This window comes from Silvania hatchlandensis (assembly GCF_025564065.1).
GTDB classification, from domain to species: Bacteria; Pseudomonadota; Gammaproteobacteria; order Enterobacterales; family Enterobacteriaceae; genus Enterobacter; species Enterobacter hatchlandensis.
Window position 1 is genome coordinate 172,256 of record NZ_JAMGZK010000054.1, and the last position, 18,606, is coordinate 190,861.

12 protein-coding genes are annotated in these 18,606 nt (G+C 49.2%); 8 read left to right on the forward strand and 4 right to left on the reverse strand.

The window, feature by feature from the left end:
• The first annotated feature begins 7 nt into the window (after positions 1-7).
• Entirely contained in the window at positions 8-1,771 is a 1,764-nt protein-coding gene (locus M8014_RS19885) for a hypothetical protein (RefSeq protein ID WP_271284103.1), read from the forward strand.
• Positions 1,772-1,891: 120 nt separating this feature from the next.
• Here the strand turns inward: M8014_RS19885 and M8014_RS19890 are convergent, their stop codons facing one another.
• Positions 1,892-2,902, reverse strand: a complete 1,011-nt coding sequence (locus tag M8014_RS19890) for a LacI family DNA-binding transcriptional regulator (protein ID WP_336264813.1) — start codon at positions 2,900-2,902, stop codon at positions 1,892-1,894.
• Between the two features lie 344 nt (positions 2,903-3,246).
• Between M8014_RS19890 and M8014_RS19895 the strand changes: the two genes are divergently transcribed.
• The 5 genes from M8014_RS19895 (at position 3,247) to rdrD (ending at position 13,231) form a co-directional block, all read left to right on the forward strand.
• Positions 3,247-4,479, forward strand: a complete 1,233-nt coding sequence (locus tag M8014_RS19895; RefSeq protein ID WP_271284104.1) for an oligosaccharide MFS transporter — start codon at positions 3,247-3,249, stop codon at positions 4,477-4,479.
• 11 nt (positions 4,480-4,490) lie between these two features.
• Complete coding sequence (locus M8014_RS19900) at positions 4,491-6,548, forward strand: beta-galactosidase (RefSeq protein ID WP_271284105.1); 2,058 nt, start codon at positions 4,491-4,493, stop codon at positions 6,546-6,548.
• 469 nt (positions 6,549-7,017) lie between these two features.
• Positions 7,018-9,738, forward strand: coding sequence for an antiviral RADAR system adenosine triphosphatase RdrA (rdrA, locus tag M8014_RS19905; RefSeq protein WP_271284106.1), 2,721 nt, complete (start codon positions 7,018-7,020; stop codon positions 9,736-9,738).
• A complete protein-coding gene (gene rdrB, locus M8014_RS19910; protein WP_271284107.1) occupies positions 9,738-12,482 on the forward strand; it encodes an antiviral RADAR system adenosine deaminase RdrB in 2,745 nt (914 codons plus the stop codon). The genes rdrA and rdrB overlap by 1 nt, the downstream gene beginning before the upstream one ends.
• Before the next feature lie 11 nt (positions 12,483-12,493).
• Positions 12,494-13,231, forward strand: a complete 738-nt coding sequence (gene rdrD, locus M8014_RS19915) for an antiviral RADAR system accessory protein RdrD (protein WP_271284108.1) — start codon at positions 12,494-12,496, stop codon at positions 13,229-13,231.
• An 88-nt stretch (positions 13,232-13,319) separates the two neighbouring features.
• On the opposite strand, the gene ychF is transcribed toward rdrD, so the two are convergent.
• The gene (ychF, locus tag M8014_RS19920; protein WP_271284109.1) at positions 13,320-14,414 is read right to left on the reverse strand and encodes a redox-regulated ATPase YchF; all 1,095 of its coding nucleotides are present in this window, start codon (positions 14,412-14,414) and stop codon (positions 13,320-13,322) included.
• A gap of 126 nt (positions 14,415-14,540) precedes the next feature.
• A complete protein-coding gene (gene pth / locus M8014_RS19925; RefSeq protein WP_271284110.1) occupies positions 14,541-15,125 on the reverse strand; it encodes an aminoacyl-tRNA hydrolase in 585 nt (194 codons plus the stop codon).
• A gap of 274 nt (positions 15,126-15,399) precedes the next feature.
• On the opposite strand from pth, the gene ychH reads away from it, so the two are divergent.
• Together ychH and M8014_RS19935 are read left to right on the forward strand one after the other, a co-directional pair.
• On the forward strand, positions 15,400-15,675 hold the full coding sequence (gene ychH, locus M8014_RS19930) for a stress-induced protein YchH (protein ID WP_039030722.1): 276 nt from the start codon (positions 15,400-15,402) through the stop codon (positions 15,673-15,675).
• Positions 15,676-15,799: 124 nt separating this feature from the next.
• Positions 15,800-16,843, forward strand: a complete 1,044-nt coding sequence (locus M8014_RS19935; protein ID WP_271284111.1) for a MerR family transcriptional regulator — start codon at positions 15,800-15,802, stop codon at positions 16,841-16,843.
• Here M8014_RS19935 and dauA read toward each other — a convergent pair.
• Complete coding sequence (gene dauA, locus M8014_RS19940) at positions 16,829-18,523, reverse strand: C4-dicarboxylic acid transporter DauA (RefSeq protein WP_271284112.1); 1,695 nt, start codon at positions 18,521-18,523, stop codon at positions 16,829-16,831. The two genes, M8014_RS19935 and dauA, sit on opposite strands and share 15 nt — an antisense overlap.
• Between the last annotated feature and the right edge of the window lie 83 nt (positions 18,524-18,606).

Sequence of the window (18,606 nt, forward strand, 5' to 3'; positions counted from 1 at the left end):
CATTATTATGAAAAAAGAAAGTCGCGGGGTTGCCTTTATTGCAATCTTTCTTTCGTTGTTATTTGTTATTATGGGGTTAGGGTATTCACATTCCTATAATCCTGGTTTCTTCCCCGATGAATTCGCGCATATGGGATATGTTATTGATGTGATAAAGTATAACTTCCCAAATTACAATGATGGTCATATTTATTCAAGCAATAAACTGAATTATCTTAATCACCCAGCACTTTATTATGTAATTGTTGGTGAGTTAGTGACGTTACTGCATTTGCAGGATCTGTTTGCACATGTAGGTCGCTACGTTAACATGATGATTTCCATGATAATAATTACAATGACATGCAGGATGATTTATAAAATTACTCGCTCCCTACTGGCGACATTTATCGGAGGGTCATTGTTATTAGTTATCCCTATGTTTGTTATTTCTGGCAGTGCAATCAATAATGATCAAATTAATGTGCTTGGTTGTACATTGGTCATTTACGGATTGACAGGTTTACTGTGCATCGATAAAAAAAACACGCCGCTAACTGCAGATATTTTTCTGATATGCGTTGGTGGTATTATTGCATCTCTAAGTAAAGCGACAGGTTCATTGGCTATTGTTTGTCTATTTTTTTCTGTTACACTTTTTAACTCCACCATTTTACTGAAGGTAATAAAGAAAATAACACCAAAACAATGGTTGATAATAGTGTTGTCAATTCTGATTGTTGTGATCTATTTTTCATACATGCATAAGGTTTACGGGAGATTTTATCCCGCCCCTCAGGGCAATCCTGCAACCTGGTATTTTATTGAGAATCCCTATACACAAAAACTGGCTCTTTTAGAATTCATAGACGTTTTTCTTAAAAGAAATTGGTTTTCGCTTACCACTCCTTATGGACATGTTATAATTATTGATAGTGCGATTAGAGTAGGTGTCTTAAACGCTATTTTAGTGGCGCTAGGAGCCATGAGTAGCTATCTTATTGTAAGAAAGATTTTAACCAATGATTCTGATTTAAATGCAACGTTTTGTTTTGCTATGGCTTATATTATGTTTTTTATTATCTATCTTTTTACAATCAGACAGTTGCATTTAAATACGGGTTATTTGGGGGCTATGCAGGCCAGATACTTTTTTGGGTTTTTACCTGTGTTTTCACTAGTAATGGCAAAAGCTATATCTTCGCTAAAGAGTAAAGCGGTAACAATCACCATATTTTTGCTAATGATTACCGGGTTAGCTGTATCCACTTACCCGGCTTTGATAAAAATGACTAATCCACAGATGTGGCAGTCAACAAAAGTTATAGAACAACCTCTTTTTAATACAGAATACGGACCTCTAACTCAAGGTCGTAAGTTTGAACAGAAAATTTTGGCTGAATCAAATTATATAAGTGGCGCTGAGTTAAAACTGACGACATTTGCCAGAAAAAATCAAGGTCCGTTGACAATCGAATTATTCAATGCATTAGGCGAAGTACTAGCAAGAGATGTAGTAAAAATGGAAACCTTCAAAGATAATGAGTATGTATGGTTTAATCTCAGCCATGCGCGTCTGATAAAAGGTCATATCTATACTCTGCGCCTGACGTGCAATGAATGTAATAAAGATAATGCCATTACGTGGTGGACGGTAAAAAAAGAGATTGAACTACCTGTTTTTTTATTTTCTCGATTTGGACCTGATAGAGAAAATCAATATTCTAAAGGTGAGGCGTATGTTGATGGTTTGCCGATCGGTGGATCATTTACATTCCGTCTTTATTTTTAAGCGGTCTAGTCAAACCTTGCGTCATTAGCGCGATAGTCTGGTTTGTGGGAGCGTAATGTCACTTTGATAGTGCCAATATTATCATCGAGGAGATCCTGAAAAGATTATCTATGCTTAGTTTCAACTGCCATACACAGCAATCGAATCACGGGCAACAAATTCTGCGGGCAAAATGGTATTGCCGGGCGTGCTGGCCTCTGTGGCGGCGAGCACCCGGGCTACCGCCTCTTTACCCTGGGCGTCCAGATCCAGTCGTACCGTGGTGAGCGCCGGGATGAAGAAGGCGCTTTCATAGCTGTCATCGTAGCCAATAACTGAAACCTGCTCGGGCACCGCGATGCGGGCCTTGCTTAGCGCGCTCAGTGCGCCGAGGGCCATTTGGTCGTTCCCGACCAGCAGGGCGCTAAAATCCACATTATTTTCGATAAGCTGCTGCGCGCCGTCGTGACCGCTTTGCGCATCCCAGGTGCCGAAAATAACCGCCGCGGGCGTTTTGTTAAAGGTTGCCAGACTGCTTAGCCAGTTAGCCAGGCGCAATTTGGCCGAAATGGAGTGCTGCGGGCCGGGCATCAGCACAATATCATTGTGCCCCAGTTCGCATAAGCGTTTAACGCTCTCCTGGGTGCCGTTGGCCGGATCGAAGATAACGTGAAACACGCCGCTGTCCGGAGCGACGTCAAGAAACAGGCAGGTGACATCGGTGTTGTGTTCAGCCAGTTGCTGAGCGAGGGGCGTTTCCAGCGGGACGTTGATCAGGATTTTTTCGATAAACTGGGATTTAAAATCATTGATCGACTGCTGGATCGCCGTGGCGTCACTCTCATCAATCATCGAAATCAACACCTGATAGCCCGCTTCACGGGCGTGCTTTTTCACTGATGCGGCGATTTGGGACGGGGCATGTAGCGCCAGAGAGGTCGTGATTAACCCCAGCGTCTGGGCGCGTTTCCCGACCAGCTGCTGCGCCAGACGGTTCGGCACGTAGCGCAGCTCCTCAATCGCCTGTTCGACGCGAACGCGCGTTTTTTCGGCAACGTTCACCGATTTATTGAGCACCCGTGAGACGGTTTGGTAGGAGACACCAGCATGGCGAGCGACATCTTCCAGCGTCGCATTTCTGTTTTTGTTCACCCTCAATCCTTTCTTTTTACATGGCGTAAACGGCGCGTTTCATCTCTGCGTTTTGCCATCATTATATCAAAATGTCATACGTTCACATGGCGAAATTTCGCGATCTTGTTCACCTTTTTGCGCTTAAAAAATTGCGTTCTGTGAACCTCATTGCAGTTTTCAGTGCAGGGAGTTGTTTGCGTCAATTGTCAGGTATTGTATGTAACACGCTGATGTGAACGTCATACATTTTAACAGTGAACAAAATCAGTCTGACGTCAAGCACCCATCTGACCTGAAAAGCACGCTGTTCGCTGAGCAGTCAGCGAAGCCCTGATCCTGTTCCTTGTTGAGGAAGAAAAAAAATGGTTACCGGTAAAAGGAACTACATTCTTTTAAGCATTTTCGATTTTCTGTACCTGTTTGCCTGGTCGTCGACGATGGCCTTCTTTGTTATCTGGACGACACAGCATCTGGGGATCAGCGCCACCAAAACCGGGTGGTTGTATGCTATTAACGCCTTTATTGCGCTGACCATGCAGCCTTTCTTTGGCTACATTTCTGATAAGTTCGGCACCAAAAAATCGTTAATCTTCCTGATTGTGGCGCTGCTGCTGCCTGTCGGGCCGTTCTTTATTTACGTCTACGCACCGCTGCTGGTAAGTTCCTTCTGGCTCGGGGCGGTATTAGGCGGGATCTACCTCGGCATTATTTTTAACTCCGGCTGCGGGGTAATTGATTCTTATATCGACAAGATCTCTCGCCGTTATTCATTCGAATACGGCCGGGTGAGAATGTGGGGTTCGTTGGGTTGGGCGGCGGCGGCCTATATTGTGGGCCGCAATATTAACGACAATCCAAACCTCTCTTTCTGGCTGGCCAGTATTGCCATCGTATTAGCCGCTATCTGCTTCACGCTGACCAAAATTACCGTCACGCTTGAAGAAGAAAAAATGACCTCTTCACTGAAAGCGGGCAACGTGCTGGAGCTGATGAAAGACAAACAGTTCTGGATGCTGATTATCTTTACCCTGTTCGTTACGCAGATCTATGACACCTACGACCAACAGTTTGCGCAGTATTTCTCGTTACAGTTCCCGAGCGTTGACGAAGGCAATAAATGGTACGGCACGCTGGCATCGGTGCAGGTTTGCGGCGAAACCTTATTCCTGGGGCTGATGCCGTGGTTTGTTAACCGTGTTGGCGCGAAGTGGGCGCTGGTGATTGCCGGAACCATTATGTCGGTGCGTATTCTGGGCTCCGCCGTACCGCTGGGGCCGGTGTGGATTGCCGCGGTGAAGATGATGCACGCTATCGAAAAACCGCTGATTCTGATCTCGGTCTTTAAGTTCATCGCGCAGAACTTCGATCACAAGCTGTCTTCCACTATCTATCTGTTAGTGCTGTTTGCGGCCTCTATTGCCACCACGGTTTACTCCCCGGTAGTAGGGCATTTCTACGACACCATTGGTTTTGCCAACACGTACATCATTCTTGGCGTTATTTCAGGACTCTTTACCCTGTTCTCGGTGTTTTCTCTCAGGGACAGAAAAGACAAAGTCATTGATCTCTCTGTGAAGAGCGAGTCTTTAGCATAATGGAGGTGGTTATGAGCAGGTTATTTACGCAGCTCAATTTATTACACGGTGCGGATTATAATCCTGACCAGTGGCTCGATCAGCCCGATATTCTTGAGAAAGATATCGCGATGATGAAAGAGACCCAATGCAACGTGATGTCGGTAGGCATATTCAGCTGGTCGAAACTGGAACCTGCAGAAGGGGAATATCAGTTTGGCTGGCTGGATAATGTGCTGGATACACTGCACGCGAACGGGATTTATGTTTTCCTGGCGACCCCCAGCGGCGCTAAACCGGCCTGGGTATCTGAAAAATACCCGGAAGTGTTGCGCACCAATAACGATCAAAGCAAAAACCTGCACGGGGAACGGCATAACCACTGTGTCTCTTCACCCGAGTATTTACGCTTAACCGGGAACATTAACCAACAGCTGGCGAAACGTTATGCGCACCATCCTGCGGTGCTGGCGTGGCATATTTCGAATGAGTATGGCGGCGAGTGCCACTGCGATGGTTGCCAGCATGCGTTTCGCGACTGGCTTAAGAACAAGTATCAGACGCTGGAAAATTTAAATCAGCGTTGGTGGAGTTCATTCTGGAGCCATGAATATTCCAGCTGGAGCCAGATCCATTCTCCGGGACCAAAAGGCGAGCAGTCTGTCCATGCGCTGAATATCGACTGGCGACGCTTCGTGACCGAGCAGGTGGCGCTGTTTTGCCGCCATGAAGTTCAGGCGGTTAAACCCTACAACCCGTCTTTGCCCGCCACCACCAACTTCCACGGGGTGTTCTACGACTACGATTACTGGCGTCTGGCGCAGGAAGTCGATTTTATCTCGTGGGACAGCTACCCGGAGTGGCACCAGACGCGGGATCAGCAGGATGTCGCTTCTTACACGGCGTTCACCTTTGATCTGATGCGCAGTCTGAAACCCGGCCTGCCGTTCCTGCTGATGGAGTCCACGCCCGGCACCACCAACTGGCAGGCGATCAGTAAGCTCAAAAAACCGGGGATGCACCTGTTGTCGGCTATGCAGGCGGTGGCGCATGGCTCGGACTCGGTGCAGTATTTCCAGTGGCGTAAAAGCCGCGGCTCTATTGAAAAATTACACGGCGCGGTGGTGGATCACGTCGGCCATCTCAATACCCGCGTCGGGCAGGATGTGAAGCAGGTCGGTGCGGCGCTGGAAAAACTGGCCGATGTGGCGGGTGGCGATTACCGGGCTGAGGTGGCGATAGTCTATGACTGGGACAACCGCTGGGCGGTAAACGATGCTGCCGGACCGCGCAACGCCGGGATCAAGTTTGAGGAGACGGTGCAGCAGCATTATCAGGCGCTGTGGCAGCAAAATATCCCGGTGGACATTGTCTCCCAGCAGTCGGATCTCAGTGGCTATCGCGTGCTGATCGCGCCAATGCTCTACATGGTGAATGAAGCCTTTGCCGAACGGGTGAATCAGTTTGTGGCAGCAGGCGGTGTGTTTATCGCCACCTACTGGACGGGGATCGTTAACCCGGACGATCTGTGCTTCACGACGGGTTTCCCCGGCCCGTTGCGGGAGGTGCTGGGCATCTGGTCAGAAGAGATCGACAGTCTGTACGACGGGCAGTCAAACCAGCTTGCTATTACTGTATCGGACTGGAGCTGCCCGGTTCAGGAATACACCTGTAAGGAACTTTGCGATTTAATCCATGCAGAAACGGCAGAGGTGCTGGCCGTGTATCAACAGGACTTTTACGCGGGTCGGCCTGCGCTAACCCGTAACCGGTACGGCAAAGGGCAGGCTTACTATCTGGCAGCAAGAACTGAGGGAGTATTCCTGCGTGATTTCTACCGCACGATTGCGGATAAACACGGCATTGCCGCCTGCACCCCGATGCCACTGCCGGAAGGCGTTGTCGCCACGGCAAGGCACAATGCGGGGCTGTCGTACCTGTTTGTGCAGAACTACAGCGACCAGACCGTCACGCTTGAGCTGGCGGAAGAGAGCAGGAGCCTGGAGCCGTTGCTGAGTGGCGATCGGCTTGCGGGGCACCAGTATGCAATGCCTGCGTTTGGGGTTGAGGTATTTTTGACGGGCGCGTAATGAGTTGAGTGCCGGATGCTCCTAACAAAAAATCCACGCAAGGGCGTGGATTTTTTATGGGCTGGCTAAGCATCCGCAGATGCCAGTACCTTAGACGTTGAACCATGATTTATAAGTTAATCGTATGTTATTTAATGATTTAATTCTTAATTGATGTTTTTATACTCATAACTGTACTCACTTATATTGATGCTGTTGTCTGGGGTTAGTTACCGCAACTCCAACCAATTCTTATGCATTAGGATTGGCTGCACTATTTCTTTTGTTTGTCAAGGGCGATATGTCAATTGCAGGAGAGCAGGTCAAATTCGCTCTTCTCTAGCTGACTATTGTCACTAAGCGCAATAATTATAAATTGAATTATTTTTGAGATTGTTCTAATTACCATCTTGATTTTATTTGTTTTTGTATCAAAATTCACAGTTTCACCCTCTGTTCCCACATCAAAAACGACCGTAAAGAGATTACTGTGAACACTATATACATACCATTAGACAGCGGGGAGTCTGCGGTTCTTAAGGATCCAGATACCTTACTTCCTCGTAAGATTTACGAGCAACTCGCCCAGTTCATTGGAAAGGCTGTTAAGGCAGTTGATGACTTACCGAAAAATTCGGAATCGTTCAACGAAACGCGAAGTCATAAGGCGATATCGATTGATGGTGAAAGGGGTACAGGTAAAACATCAGTACTTGTGAATTTAAGAGATTACCTAGCGAGTAATCATAAAGAGTTTGCGGGAGATATTCATATTCTGGATCCTATCGACCCGACTCTGCTTGAAGATGGTGAATCGCTGTTCTTGCATATTATTGTGGCAGCCGTTCTTCAGGATAAGGACATCAAAGTTGCACAGGGTAGAGACATTAATAAATCCAGGACATTTACCCAGAAGCTTGAAGAATTAGCTCACGGTCTGGAATCCGTTGATTTGCAGCAAAGTCAGCGCGGGATGGATAAAATTCGCTCCCTCTATGGCAGCAAGCATCTAGCAAATTGCGTTGAAGCATTTTTAATATCCGCTCTAGATTTGGTAGGGAAGAAATTATTAATATTACCGATCGATGATGTTGATACCTCGCTTAATAGGGCATTTGAAAACCTGGAAATATTGCGTCGTTATCTTACATCTCCGTACATATTGCCGATTGTGAGCGGCGATCGTCGTTTATATGACGAGGTCTGTTGGCGAGATTTCCATGGACGGTTGAATAAAGACTCATCTTATGAACGTAAAAAGTCTTATGATATCGCAAAGGAATTAGCTATTGAGTATCAGCGTAAAATTTTACCACTGCCGCGTAGGCTAAGTATGCCCGCTGTGAGTGATTACTGGCAGCATGACGGAATTGATGTCACTCTGGACAAAAACGGTATCCCCCTACGTAACTTTATGGCGTGGCTGAAGATATTTATCACCGGCCCGGTGAACGGTCTTGAGGGCAGCGATTTGCCGTTACCGATCCCGTCGATACGTGCCCTAACACAGTTCATTAATCACTGTGGTGATTTAATACACGATTTTCCTGAGCCGTTTAAAAAGAAAGTCAGCCTGCTAGCCATACGTCGGATATGGCAAATGCCTGATGTTCCACTTGATATTATTGAAAGTTTTGCTAAAAAATACCGTGAGTTGAGTAAAGAAGCTAAGCGTGAGTATGGTGAGGCTTACAGGTTATTTTATGATGAACTGAAGATATCCAATACCTTGGAAAGCAAAACATATCTGGCAGAGGATAAAAAATCCGCGTGGGTCGATAAACTATGTGAGTATTTTCGCTTTGAACCAGAGGCCGGGGCTGTGTTTTTAACGCTTCAGGCAAAACAGTACTGGTTCTCCTGGAATAAAGGGGAGAATCGTAATCAATCTGTGCTTGAGACTCCGCTTTTTCAACCTTTACAGCATGAGCAGCGTGAGTATGAACTCTTTGAAAACAATGACGATCTCTCTGACTGGGAATCTCAGTTGAAAACAAAGTTGCCTGAGACCTGGTTGGCTGCTATTAAAGGACAAAAAACGCTTTTACCTTATCCTGTGGCTGAAGTGGGTGTTAATACCAGTTTGACTTGGAAATATTGGGAAGATGTTCATGAATATTACCATGATAAAGATTTAGAAAATAAAGCCATTTTTCTTATTTCTGCGTTGACTCAACGAAATTTCTATACTAATTCAAAACAGTCCATAGTGTTAAATATTGGTCGAGTATTTGAAGTTATTATAACAAGCCTGGTTTCCGATATAGAATTAACCGATCTGCAACGGATAAGACAGCGTTCTCCATTTTATTCTGCAAGCGCGCTTGCTCCGACAAAAACGTTGTATTTGGATGAGTTTAACTCCAAAAAGAACACACGTATGAATAGTCGGTTCGAATCTGAAAGAGAACTACCAGATGAGCCGTTGGAGGAAATTCCTGATGAGAATGAAATGATGTTTAAAACTCTCTGTGATGAGATTAATCAATGGAGGAAGGATAACAACATTGCAAATATTGAAATTTCACCGTGGTTAGTCTATAAAGTTTTTAACAAAGTTTATAGTCAGGGTATTTCTGGTCAAAATGGTTTAGGTTATAGGAACTCTGCGCTACATATCGCAGGTTGGGTTTTTTACTCAACATGGTCTGCATTTGGTAGCTTTGAAAAAGGTGAGCTTTTTGGATTGTCTGATGTTGTTTCGACAACCAATATTAATTCTACTAGAAATTTCTATAGTAATGATAATTTTCGTGTGAATGTGGGGCCATTCACGCCTGAACAAAATCAACAGTCTAACAGCGACCGCGAAGCATATCAGCACCGTAAAATTTATGGTGAAAAAACCAGAACTGTCAGCTATGTTTTGGCTACTCATCCGCTTAAAAAATGGATCGATGAGGTATTAAGCGTTGAGTTTAAACAAAAACAATACACAGATTCTCAGACTGAGAAAAAAACACTGAGTCAGACAGAGAAAATTATAGATATCAAGCCGGCTAAGGAGTTTATTACAAGAAAACTATCAATAAGTCCACTAGCCCGCTTGGTTAAAGCTCGCATTAAAACACAGCTTGAGATGATTTATCCGGGTTTCAATAAAGCTAAAGCTTTCATAGATGAGGTCATTAGCAATTTCCCCAAAACGGATCCCGCAGTTAAAACGCTTTTGGCCGCGTTTGAAGAGCTTTACTCTGAGGGTGATAAGTAATGTTAACCAGGTCGCTGAGTGAACATGCCGCAGGGTGTTTTTTCACCGACGAGCGCCTCTCGCGGCGTTTTTGGGTGATCCTGTTATCACCGCCTACAGATTTTAAGCAGTGGTTGTCATTGCAGGAAGAGTGCTACCAACTGCTCGTTGAGAGTATTGATAACCGTTACCCTCGCACTTATCGATTGACCGACGTGCGCCAGCTAATGGGGAACATCTGTGACAATGGCTTGTTGACCAGCCTGGGACTGCCCTGGCTTGATGTCATTGCAGAACAGCTGCTGCTGCGTAATGGTGATTTGCTCTATTACCGTGAAAATAAGGTGCAGGACTATGTACGGATAGCGGCAGAACTGGACCCGGCTCTGCTTGCTGGCTGGCGTCTGGGGGACTGGCTACAGCAAAGTCCACCTCCGCGATTGTCGGACATCACCCGGGTGGTGATGGCGCAGAATCCGTTTTTCGCGCCGCCAGCCAGTGCGGGCAAGCCTTTTGCGGAGGGGCACGTCCATTTGGGCGGGGTGACGGCGGGAGATACCATCCTGGATGGTTATCTTTTTGAAGAAATTGAACTGCCAAAGAGCAATAAAACATCGTTGTGGGCGTATGAAGAGCATGATGATTTAACGCCGCTGTTAAATCGAGCGAAGTCCTTGCTTGCATTGCTACTTTCAGGCCCTCCTCAAACGGTTTCTGAACAATCTCAAAATATTGCGGAGCATCGTGATAGGGTTTCCGAGAAGTATGCGGCCTTAAGTAACCCGATGAAGAAATGCCAGTATCTCCCGGACTGGCTAATCCTCGCTAAAAAGAATCGCGGAGACGAAAACGTCAGTCCCGGCTGGCTATTAAGCCAGCTGGCGCATGCCTCAGATCGAAAACATCCTTCACGCTGGCTATGGCTGCAGCTTTATCTTTGTCACTCTTACCAGTTGAAGGACACCCATCCGCTGGAGCGCACGGCAATACTCTGCTTTTGGCTTACGGTTAATGCACTTCGGCGTCGCATTATTATGGATGGGCAGGGGCTTACGCGTTTTACTGAACGCTATTTCGGTAGCGGGTTACGCTCGGGTAAGAAAACCTACAACAGCAATATGCGTTATCTGTTTGCCGGCAAAGACGATATGGCCGAAGTGAAGGCAACCCCGAATGCTTTTGGTCATGAAATGGTGACCGGGTTTTCCTCGACACTGCTCAACACCCTCGGTGTACCGCCCATTTCTCCGCCGTACGTTTTTGGTGAACATGAAATTAAGCCAGACGAACGCGCGCTGCGCTATATTGAAGCGCTTGAGCGCTGGCAGTTTTGTGGACATTTTTCACGCTCTAAAACGGCAAGTCGCGGCAAGCGACCAAAGGCCGATTTGCAGGCCAACTGGAAGGCAGCAGAGCGATTGTTGCAGAAGCTCTACAGCCACAATGGCTGGAATCACCCGGTATTTTTAGGGGGGAAACGCAACCCGCACTTTCATTTTCAGCCCTCGAACTGGTTTCGGGGTCTGGATGTTGCTGGGGATGAAAATGCGCTGAAAATTGCGGGTTTTGCGCCGATGCTACGATGGCTGCGTAGTGGGCTATATCCGGTACCCGACGGGCTTCGCGCCAGTACGAGCTTTCATTTTAGCATCCATGCCGGGGAGGATTATGCTCATCCGGCGTCAGGGTTGCGTCATATCGATGAGACGGTGCGCTTCTGCGAGATGCGAGAGGGGGACCGATTGGGCCATGCGCTCGCGCTGGGTATTGAACCTGCGCTCTGGGCGAAGCGGCATGGAGAAATGATACTTCCGCTGGATGAGCATTTAGATAATCTTATTTGGCAGTGGCACTATGCCACGGTTTTGTCGGGTTCATTATCACTTGCTCAGGCGGTATTACCTCTTCTCGAGCGGCGTATTGCGCGTTTTGTTGCGCGGTGTGATTGGTGCAAGGAAAGACCACCTCAAATAGACAATAGCGTGGCGGGTAAACGAGCCAGCGTAGATGAGCTACCTCTAAAAAGCATCACGCCTGATACGCTCTACCGTGCCTGGCTTTTGCGGCGTAATTGCTCGTATCGTCTCCAGCAACTCCATGGTGGATCGCCGTTAACCTCGCAGGAGAAATGCGCGCTGCCAGATTGGCCAACGTTAAGTGATAAAGACAGTGTGGCGGCGCAGCTTTATCGGCAAAGACACTCCAGTCTGCTTGACGATCTCCCTCCGCAGCTGGTGGTTGTGCGGGTTGCGGACGAATGGAGCACGCAGGAGCTGATTGGTCTGGGGAACCCCGGCAAACTGCGCCAGCAGGTAGGCGGTGATAAAGATATCCTCCAGGATATTGATACGCCGGTAGAGCTGGAGTTTATGCATGCATTGCAGGATTATTTGCTCGATCGCTACGATCGCAAAGGATTAATTATAGAAACAAACCCGACGTCCAACGTCTATATTGCGCGATTCAAAAAGCACGTGGAACATCCTATTTTTCGCTGGAACCCGCCGGATGAAGAACTCTTAAAACCAGGTGCTGAATTTAATCGCCATGGTTTGCGCAGAGGGCCTGTAAGGGTTCTGGTCAACACTGATGATCCCGGGATTATGCCAACGACATTACGTACGGAGTTTTTACTGCTGCGAGAGGCTGCGATTGAACGCAGCATAAGCCGAACGATGGCTGAATATTGGCTGGAAAGGCTGCGCCTGTACGGGTTGGAGCAGTTTCAGCGTAATCATTTAAATGTATTTGAATTTATTGACTAGAGGATTTTATCTTGAGTGGTACATTGCCTGACTTAAAATATACGGATGCCAATGGGTTACAAGCTAAGCTCGAAGAAGAGTTGATAAATTTACGGAAAAAAGAGTGCAAGTCGTATTGGCCTCGCTTTCTAATTCGTAGAATTTCGCTTTATGCTATTCCGTTTCTCATGTTCTTTACTTTTTTCTTTTGTTTAAGTTTGACGAAGAAAGTGGGTGTGGAGAAAGCGAGTGCGATGATGGATGCCCTAAGTTTACCCTCACGGAATAGTCTGTTCTGGGGAGTCGCTATCGTTATTGTAGTATTGTTGGGACAGTGGTTAATGTTTAATCACAACTCTGACTCGCAGGCTACTAATAACGTTGGGAAAATATCCAGGGCATGTTATAAAATTTGTGCACACGTTCTCTTGTTCGTAGGTTTTATACTGTTATTTTTGTCTATCTATGGGATTGAACATAAATTATATTATGGTTTTCTCACATTTTTTGCTCTAACACTTTGCCCTTTACTAATTGACCGTACTTTGGGATTAACCCGGCAAAATGAGCGTTTTAAACTCTACATCAGAAGGTTAGAACGTCTCAATGAATTGAATATTTTTCGTGAGAAAACAAATATTAAATTCGAAGAATTCCATTTTATCGAGTATATGAAGCTTGTTGATGAAGCCGATCACAGTAAAAACCAGGATACTGTTAGCGATACATCCTATTTTATGACGTTGATTGAAAATAAGCTAAAAGCGTAATCGGTTTTAATATCATGCTATATAAAAATCCACGCAATTGCGTGGATTTTTGTTAGACCATCAGAGCAATGTTGTCCTAAAGCAGAGGTTAGACGTTAAACAGGAAGTTCATCACGTCGCCATCTTTCACAACGTACTCTTTCCCTTCAGCACGCATCTTGCCGGCTTCTTTTGCGCCTTGCTCGCCTTTGAACGCGATAAAGTCTTCAAACGCGATAGTCTGCGCGCGGATAAAGCCTTTCTCGAAGTCGGTGTGGATTTTACCCGCCGCCTGAGGTGCGGTTGCACCGACAGGGATGGTCCATGCACGGACTTCTTTCACGCCAGCGGTGAAGTAGGTCTGAAGGTTCAGCAGCTCGTAACCGGCGCGGATCACGCGGTTCAGGCCCGGCTCTTCGATGCCCAGCTCGGCCATGAACTCTTCACGGTCAGCGTCGTCCAGCTCAGCGATGTCGGATTCAACCGCGGCGCACACGGCAACCACCACGGAACCTTCGCCTGCGGCGATTTCGCGCACTTTATCCAGGTACGGGTTGTTCTCGAAACCGTCTTCGTTAACGTTAGCGATGTACATAGTTGGCTTCAGGGTCAGGAAGCTCAGGTACTTGATCGCCGCTTTGTCTTCTTCAGTCAGGTTTTTCAGCGCACGCAGCATGCCTGCGTTTTCCAGCTGTGGCAGACATTTTTCCAGCGCAGCCTGTTCAGCTTTTGCGTCTTTATCGCCACCTTTGGCCTTTTTCTGCACGCGGTGCAGGGCGCGCTCGCAGGTGTCCAGGTCAGACAGGGCCAGCTCGGTATTAATGACTTCGATATCGTCAGCCGGATCCACTTTATTGTTGACGTGGATGATGTTGTCGTTCTCAAAGCAACGCACCACGTGGCCGATAGCTTCGGTTTCACGGATGTTGGTCAGGAACTGGTTACCCAGGCCTTCACCTTTGGATGCGCCTTTTACCAGGCCTGCAATGTCCACAAATTCCATGGTGGTTGGCAGGATGCGCTGAGGCTTAACGATCTCGGCCAGCTGGTCCAGACGTGGATCGGGCATTGGCACGACACCGGTGTTTGGCTCGATGGTGCAGAACGGGAAGTTAGCCGCTTCGATGCCCGCTTTCGTCAGCGCGTTAAACAGGGTGGATTTGCCCACATTAGGCAGACCAACGATACCGCATTTGAATCCCATGTCTGAATCACCTTAATATCTTGATATTCAACGCGTTAGGCTTAACGAGTCGAAGAAAAGTAAATAACTGCGCCCATTATACACGTAACCCGCAGGCTGCGCGGTAAAAAAGGCGTTTCGCGCCGGTTATTGCGCTTTGAAAGCGTGAAGTCGGTTAGTGGCTTTGGTTAAGCCTTCTTTCAGCCAGACTTCGGTGCAACGCACCGCTTCGTCTACCGCATCGTCGATCAGTTTCTGCTCGGAAACCGGCGGTTTACCCAGCACAAAACCAACAACTTTGTTTTTATCGCCCGGATGACCAATACCTATGCGTAAACGGTGAAAATTCGGGTTATTACCCAATTTGCTGATGATGTCTTTTAAGCCGTTATGTCCGCCGTGACCGCCGCCGAGTTTGAACTTCGCCACGCCAGGGGGCAAATCCAGTTCGTCGTGTGCCACCAGGATTTCGTCCGGGTTGATGCGATAAAAGGTCGCCAGCGCGGCAACCGCTTTACCGCTTAAGTTCATAAACGTGGTCGGCACCAGCAGACGCACATCGGCCCCGGCCAGATTCACGCGCGAGGTAAATCCAAAGAATTTAGATTCTTCACGCAGAGGCGCGCGCAGCCGCTCCGCCAGCAGATCAACATACCAGGCACCCGCATTGTGGCGGGTGGCCGCATATTCCGCGCCGGGATTGGCCAGGCCGACAATCAGTTTAATCGTCACGTTTTTATTCCTGAAAGTACTAAGTCTGGCGCGTAGTGTACTGTCTGCCGCGCCGCTTGACAAAATTCTGCGAACCGACCCATAGAATCAGAATAATTACGCTTCTGAACCATTAGAATTTCATGCTACTCAAAGGCTTATTTGTAAAGTTTTGTTACGCCGATATGCATAATTGTGATCGCTGACGCAATCAGCAAAAGGGGTGTTGTCTATACTTTACACACAAGGATTAGGGAGATATTCCCCCTACGACCCAAAGTTCCGGAGGTGACAGATGAAACGCAAAAACGCTTCGCTACTCGGTAACGTGCTGATGGGATTGGGATTAGTCGTCATGGTCGTCGGCGTCGGTTATTCCATTTTAAACCAGCTTCCGCAGCTCGACCTGCCGCAATATTTCGCTCACGGCGCGGTTCTGAGCATCTTTCTGGGTGCCGTTCTCTGGCTGGCGGGCGCCCGCGTCAGCGGCCACGAGCAGGTCTGCGACCGTTACTGGTGGGTGCGCCACTACGATAAACGCTGCCGTCGCGATCAGCATAAGCATAGCTAACACTGCATGTCGGATGGTAAGAGAAACGGTTCCTGAGGGAACCGTTTTTTTTTGCATCTTTTGTTGACCCTCACGTAACGTAAGGCATCAGAGTGACGCAACTGGCACAAGAGAAGGAGCCGTTATGTTGATTCAGGTGGGGGAACTGGCCAGGCGGGCCGGGATCACCGTAAGAACGTTACATCATTACGAACAGACAGGGTTGTTGCTGCCTTCAGCCAGAAGTGCGGCAGGGTACCGGCTGTATAACCTGGCGGCGGTTCAGCGTCTGCATATGATTCAGACGCTGGCAAAGTCGGGGCTGGAACTTGCTGAAATCAGGGACTTTCTGGATAAGGAGCCGCTCGCACTGGCTGAGCTTCTCGACGCACAAATTCGTCTGCTGGATAAGCAAGTCCGCAGTATTAACACCCTGCGCGACAGGCTTGCGGATTTGCATGCAGGGCTCACGGCTAATGCGGCCCCCGATCTCGAGTCCTGGCTACAGACTCTGGAGTTAATGAATATGTACGATCGCTGGTTTAGTCACGAAGAGTTGCAGCAGTTGCCGTTTGCGGCGCAGAACAAACAGTTGGCAGAAATCTGGACCGGCCTGGTTGAGGAGGCCAGCGCGCTGCTGAAACGGCATGTTGAGGTCGCCGATCCGCGGGCAATGGATCTTGCCACGCGCTGGATGCTACGCCTGGAGCAGGATACCGCAGGCAAGCCTGAATTCCTGACCCGCATGAATGAGATGCACAGCGTTGAGCCGCAAATGCGCGAGCAAACCGGGATCACCCCCGAGATGATCGATTACGTTACCCGGGCGTTTGCGGAAAGCAAACTCATCATCTGGCAGCGCTATTTATCCCCGGAAGAGATGGCGTTTACCCGCGCGCACTATTTTGATCGGATGATGGAGTGGCCGCCACTGGTGGCAAAACTGCATCAGGCGCAGGGTGAATCATGTGACCCGTCGTCAGACGTTGCGCAACAGCTGGCGGAAAACTGGCTGGCACTGTTTCAGTCCTATGCGGGAACCGATCCAGCCACCCAGCAAAAATTCCGGGTGGCGATGCAGCAGGAGCCGCATCTGATGAAGGGAACCTGGATGACGCCTGAGGTGCTCGACTGGCTCCAGCAGGCGATCGGGATCATGATGCAACGGCGTTTTTCAACGCGCGGTTAAGGGTAAGTCGGCTAAGGCCGCATCACGATTTGGGTAGAACGCCAGGCGGCCAGGGATCGGCTGCACCCCCGCCCGCGCCATGGTGCGCAGCGGCTGAAACTCCAGATTACTCACCCGCAGTTCACACCCTTCTGGCAGATGCTCGACAAAGCGCTGGAACGCATCCAGCCCGCCGGCATCCAGCACCGGCACTGCATCCCATTTCAGAACCACAATCCGCTTACCCTCGAGGCGTGAGGCCAGATCGCTGAACAACCCCTCTGCGGCGGCAAAGAACAGCGGGCCTATCACCCGCAGCACCAGCACATCGTCCGGTACCTCTACATTGACCGCTGCCAGCCGCGTCATTCGCGCTATGCGGCGCATAAACAGCAGCGAGGCCAGCACAATCCCGACGCTGATGGCGATCACCATATCAAACAGCACGGTCAGGGACATGCATATCAGCATCACGATGATGTCGTCTTTCGGCGCCCGGCGCAGCAGGTTCACGACTTTATGCGCCTCGCTCATGTTCCAGGCCACCATCAGCAGCAGGGCGGCCATTGCCGACAGCGGCAGCCAGGACAGCAGCGGGGCCAGCACCAGCAGGGCGAGGATCACCAGAATGGAGTGGATCACCGCCGACACCGGCGAGGTGGCCCCGGCACGGACGTTCGCCGCCGAGCGGGCAATTGCGGCGGTGGCGGTGATACCACCAAAGAACGGGGCGATGATGTTCCCCAGCCCCTGGCCGATCAGCTCGTTGTTGGCTTTATGTTTGGTGCCGGTCATGCCGTCCAGCACCACCGCGCACAGCAGCGACTCAATCGCTCCCAGCATCGCCATCGAAAAGGCGGCGGGGAGCAGGGCGCGCAGGGAGTCCCAGCTTAAGGTGAAGCTGGAGCCGGGCAGATCCCACGGCAGGATCAGCTGCGGCAGCAGCTGCGGGATGCCGTTACCCTGCGAACCATCCGCCAGCACATAGTGGAACTGCGAGCCAATAGTGGCGACGTGGCCGCCCAGCAGATTGACCACCCCCATCACCGCGCAGCCCAGAAGTAGTGCGGGCAGATGCCCCGGCAGTCGAATGCCCAGCCGTGGCCAGAGAATTAAGGTGCCCAGCGTAATAATGCCGATCGCGGCGTCACCAGGGTTGATGGTTGGCAGCGCCATTGCCAGCGCGCCCACTTTTTGCAGGTAGTGCTCCGGCACGTGGGCCATCTGCAGACCGAGGAAATCCTTAATCTGCATGGTCCCGATGGTAATGCCGATTCCGGAGGTAAAGCCCAGGGTCACAGAAATCGGAATGTATTCAATCAGCCTGCCGAAGCGCGCCAGGCCGAACAGAATCAAAAACACCCCCGACATCAGGGTGGCGACCAGCAATCCGGCCAGACCGAACTGCTGGGAGACGGGGTAGAGGATCACCACAAAGGCGGCGGTCGGCCCGGAAACGCTAAAGCGCGAGCCACCGGTCAGGGCGATCACAATCCCGGCCACTGCGGCGGTGTACAGGCCATACTGCGGCGCAACGCCGCTGCCAATCGCCAGCGCCATCGCCAGTGGAATGGCGATAATACCGACGGTAATCCCGGCGATCAGGTCACGGGTAAAGCGTGACAGGGTATATTTCTCTTTCCAGCAAGCGTCGATGAGGGCGCGGAACGGCAGAACATGTGAGGAAATGGGGTTTTTCACAATAATCATCCCTGGGCGCATCATCTGTCATGTCAATGGCAGGTGAAGGAGGCATTGGTCATACAAATAAAAGCTACAGACAA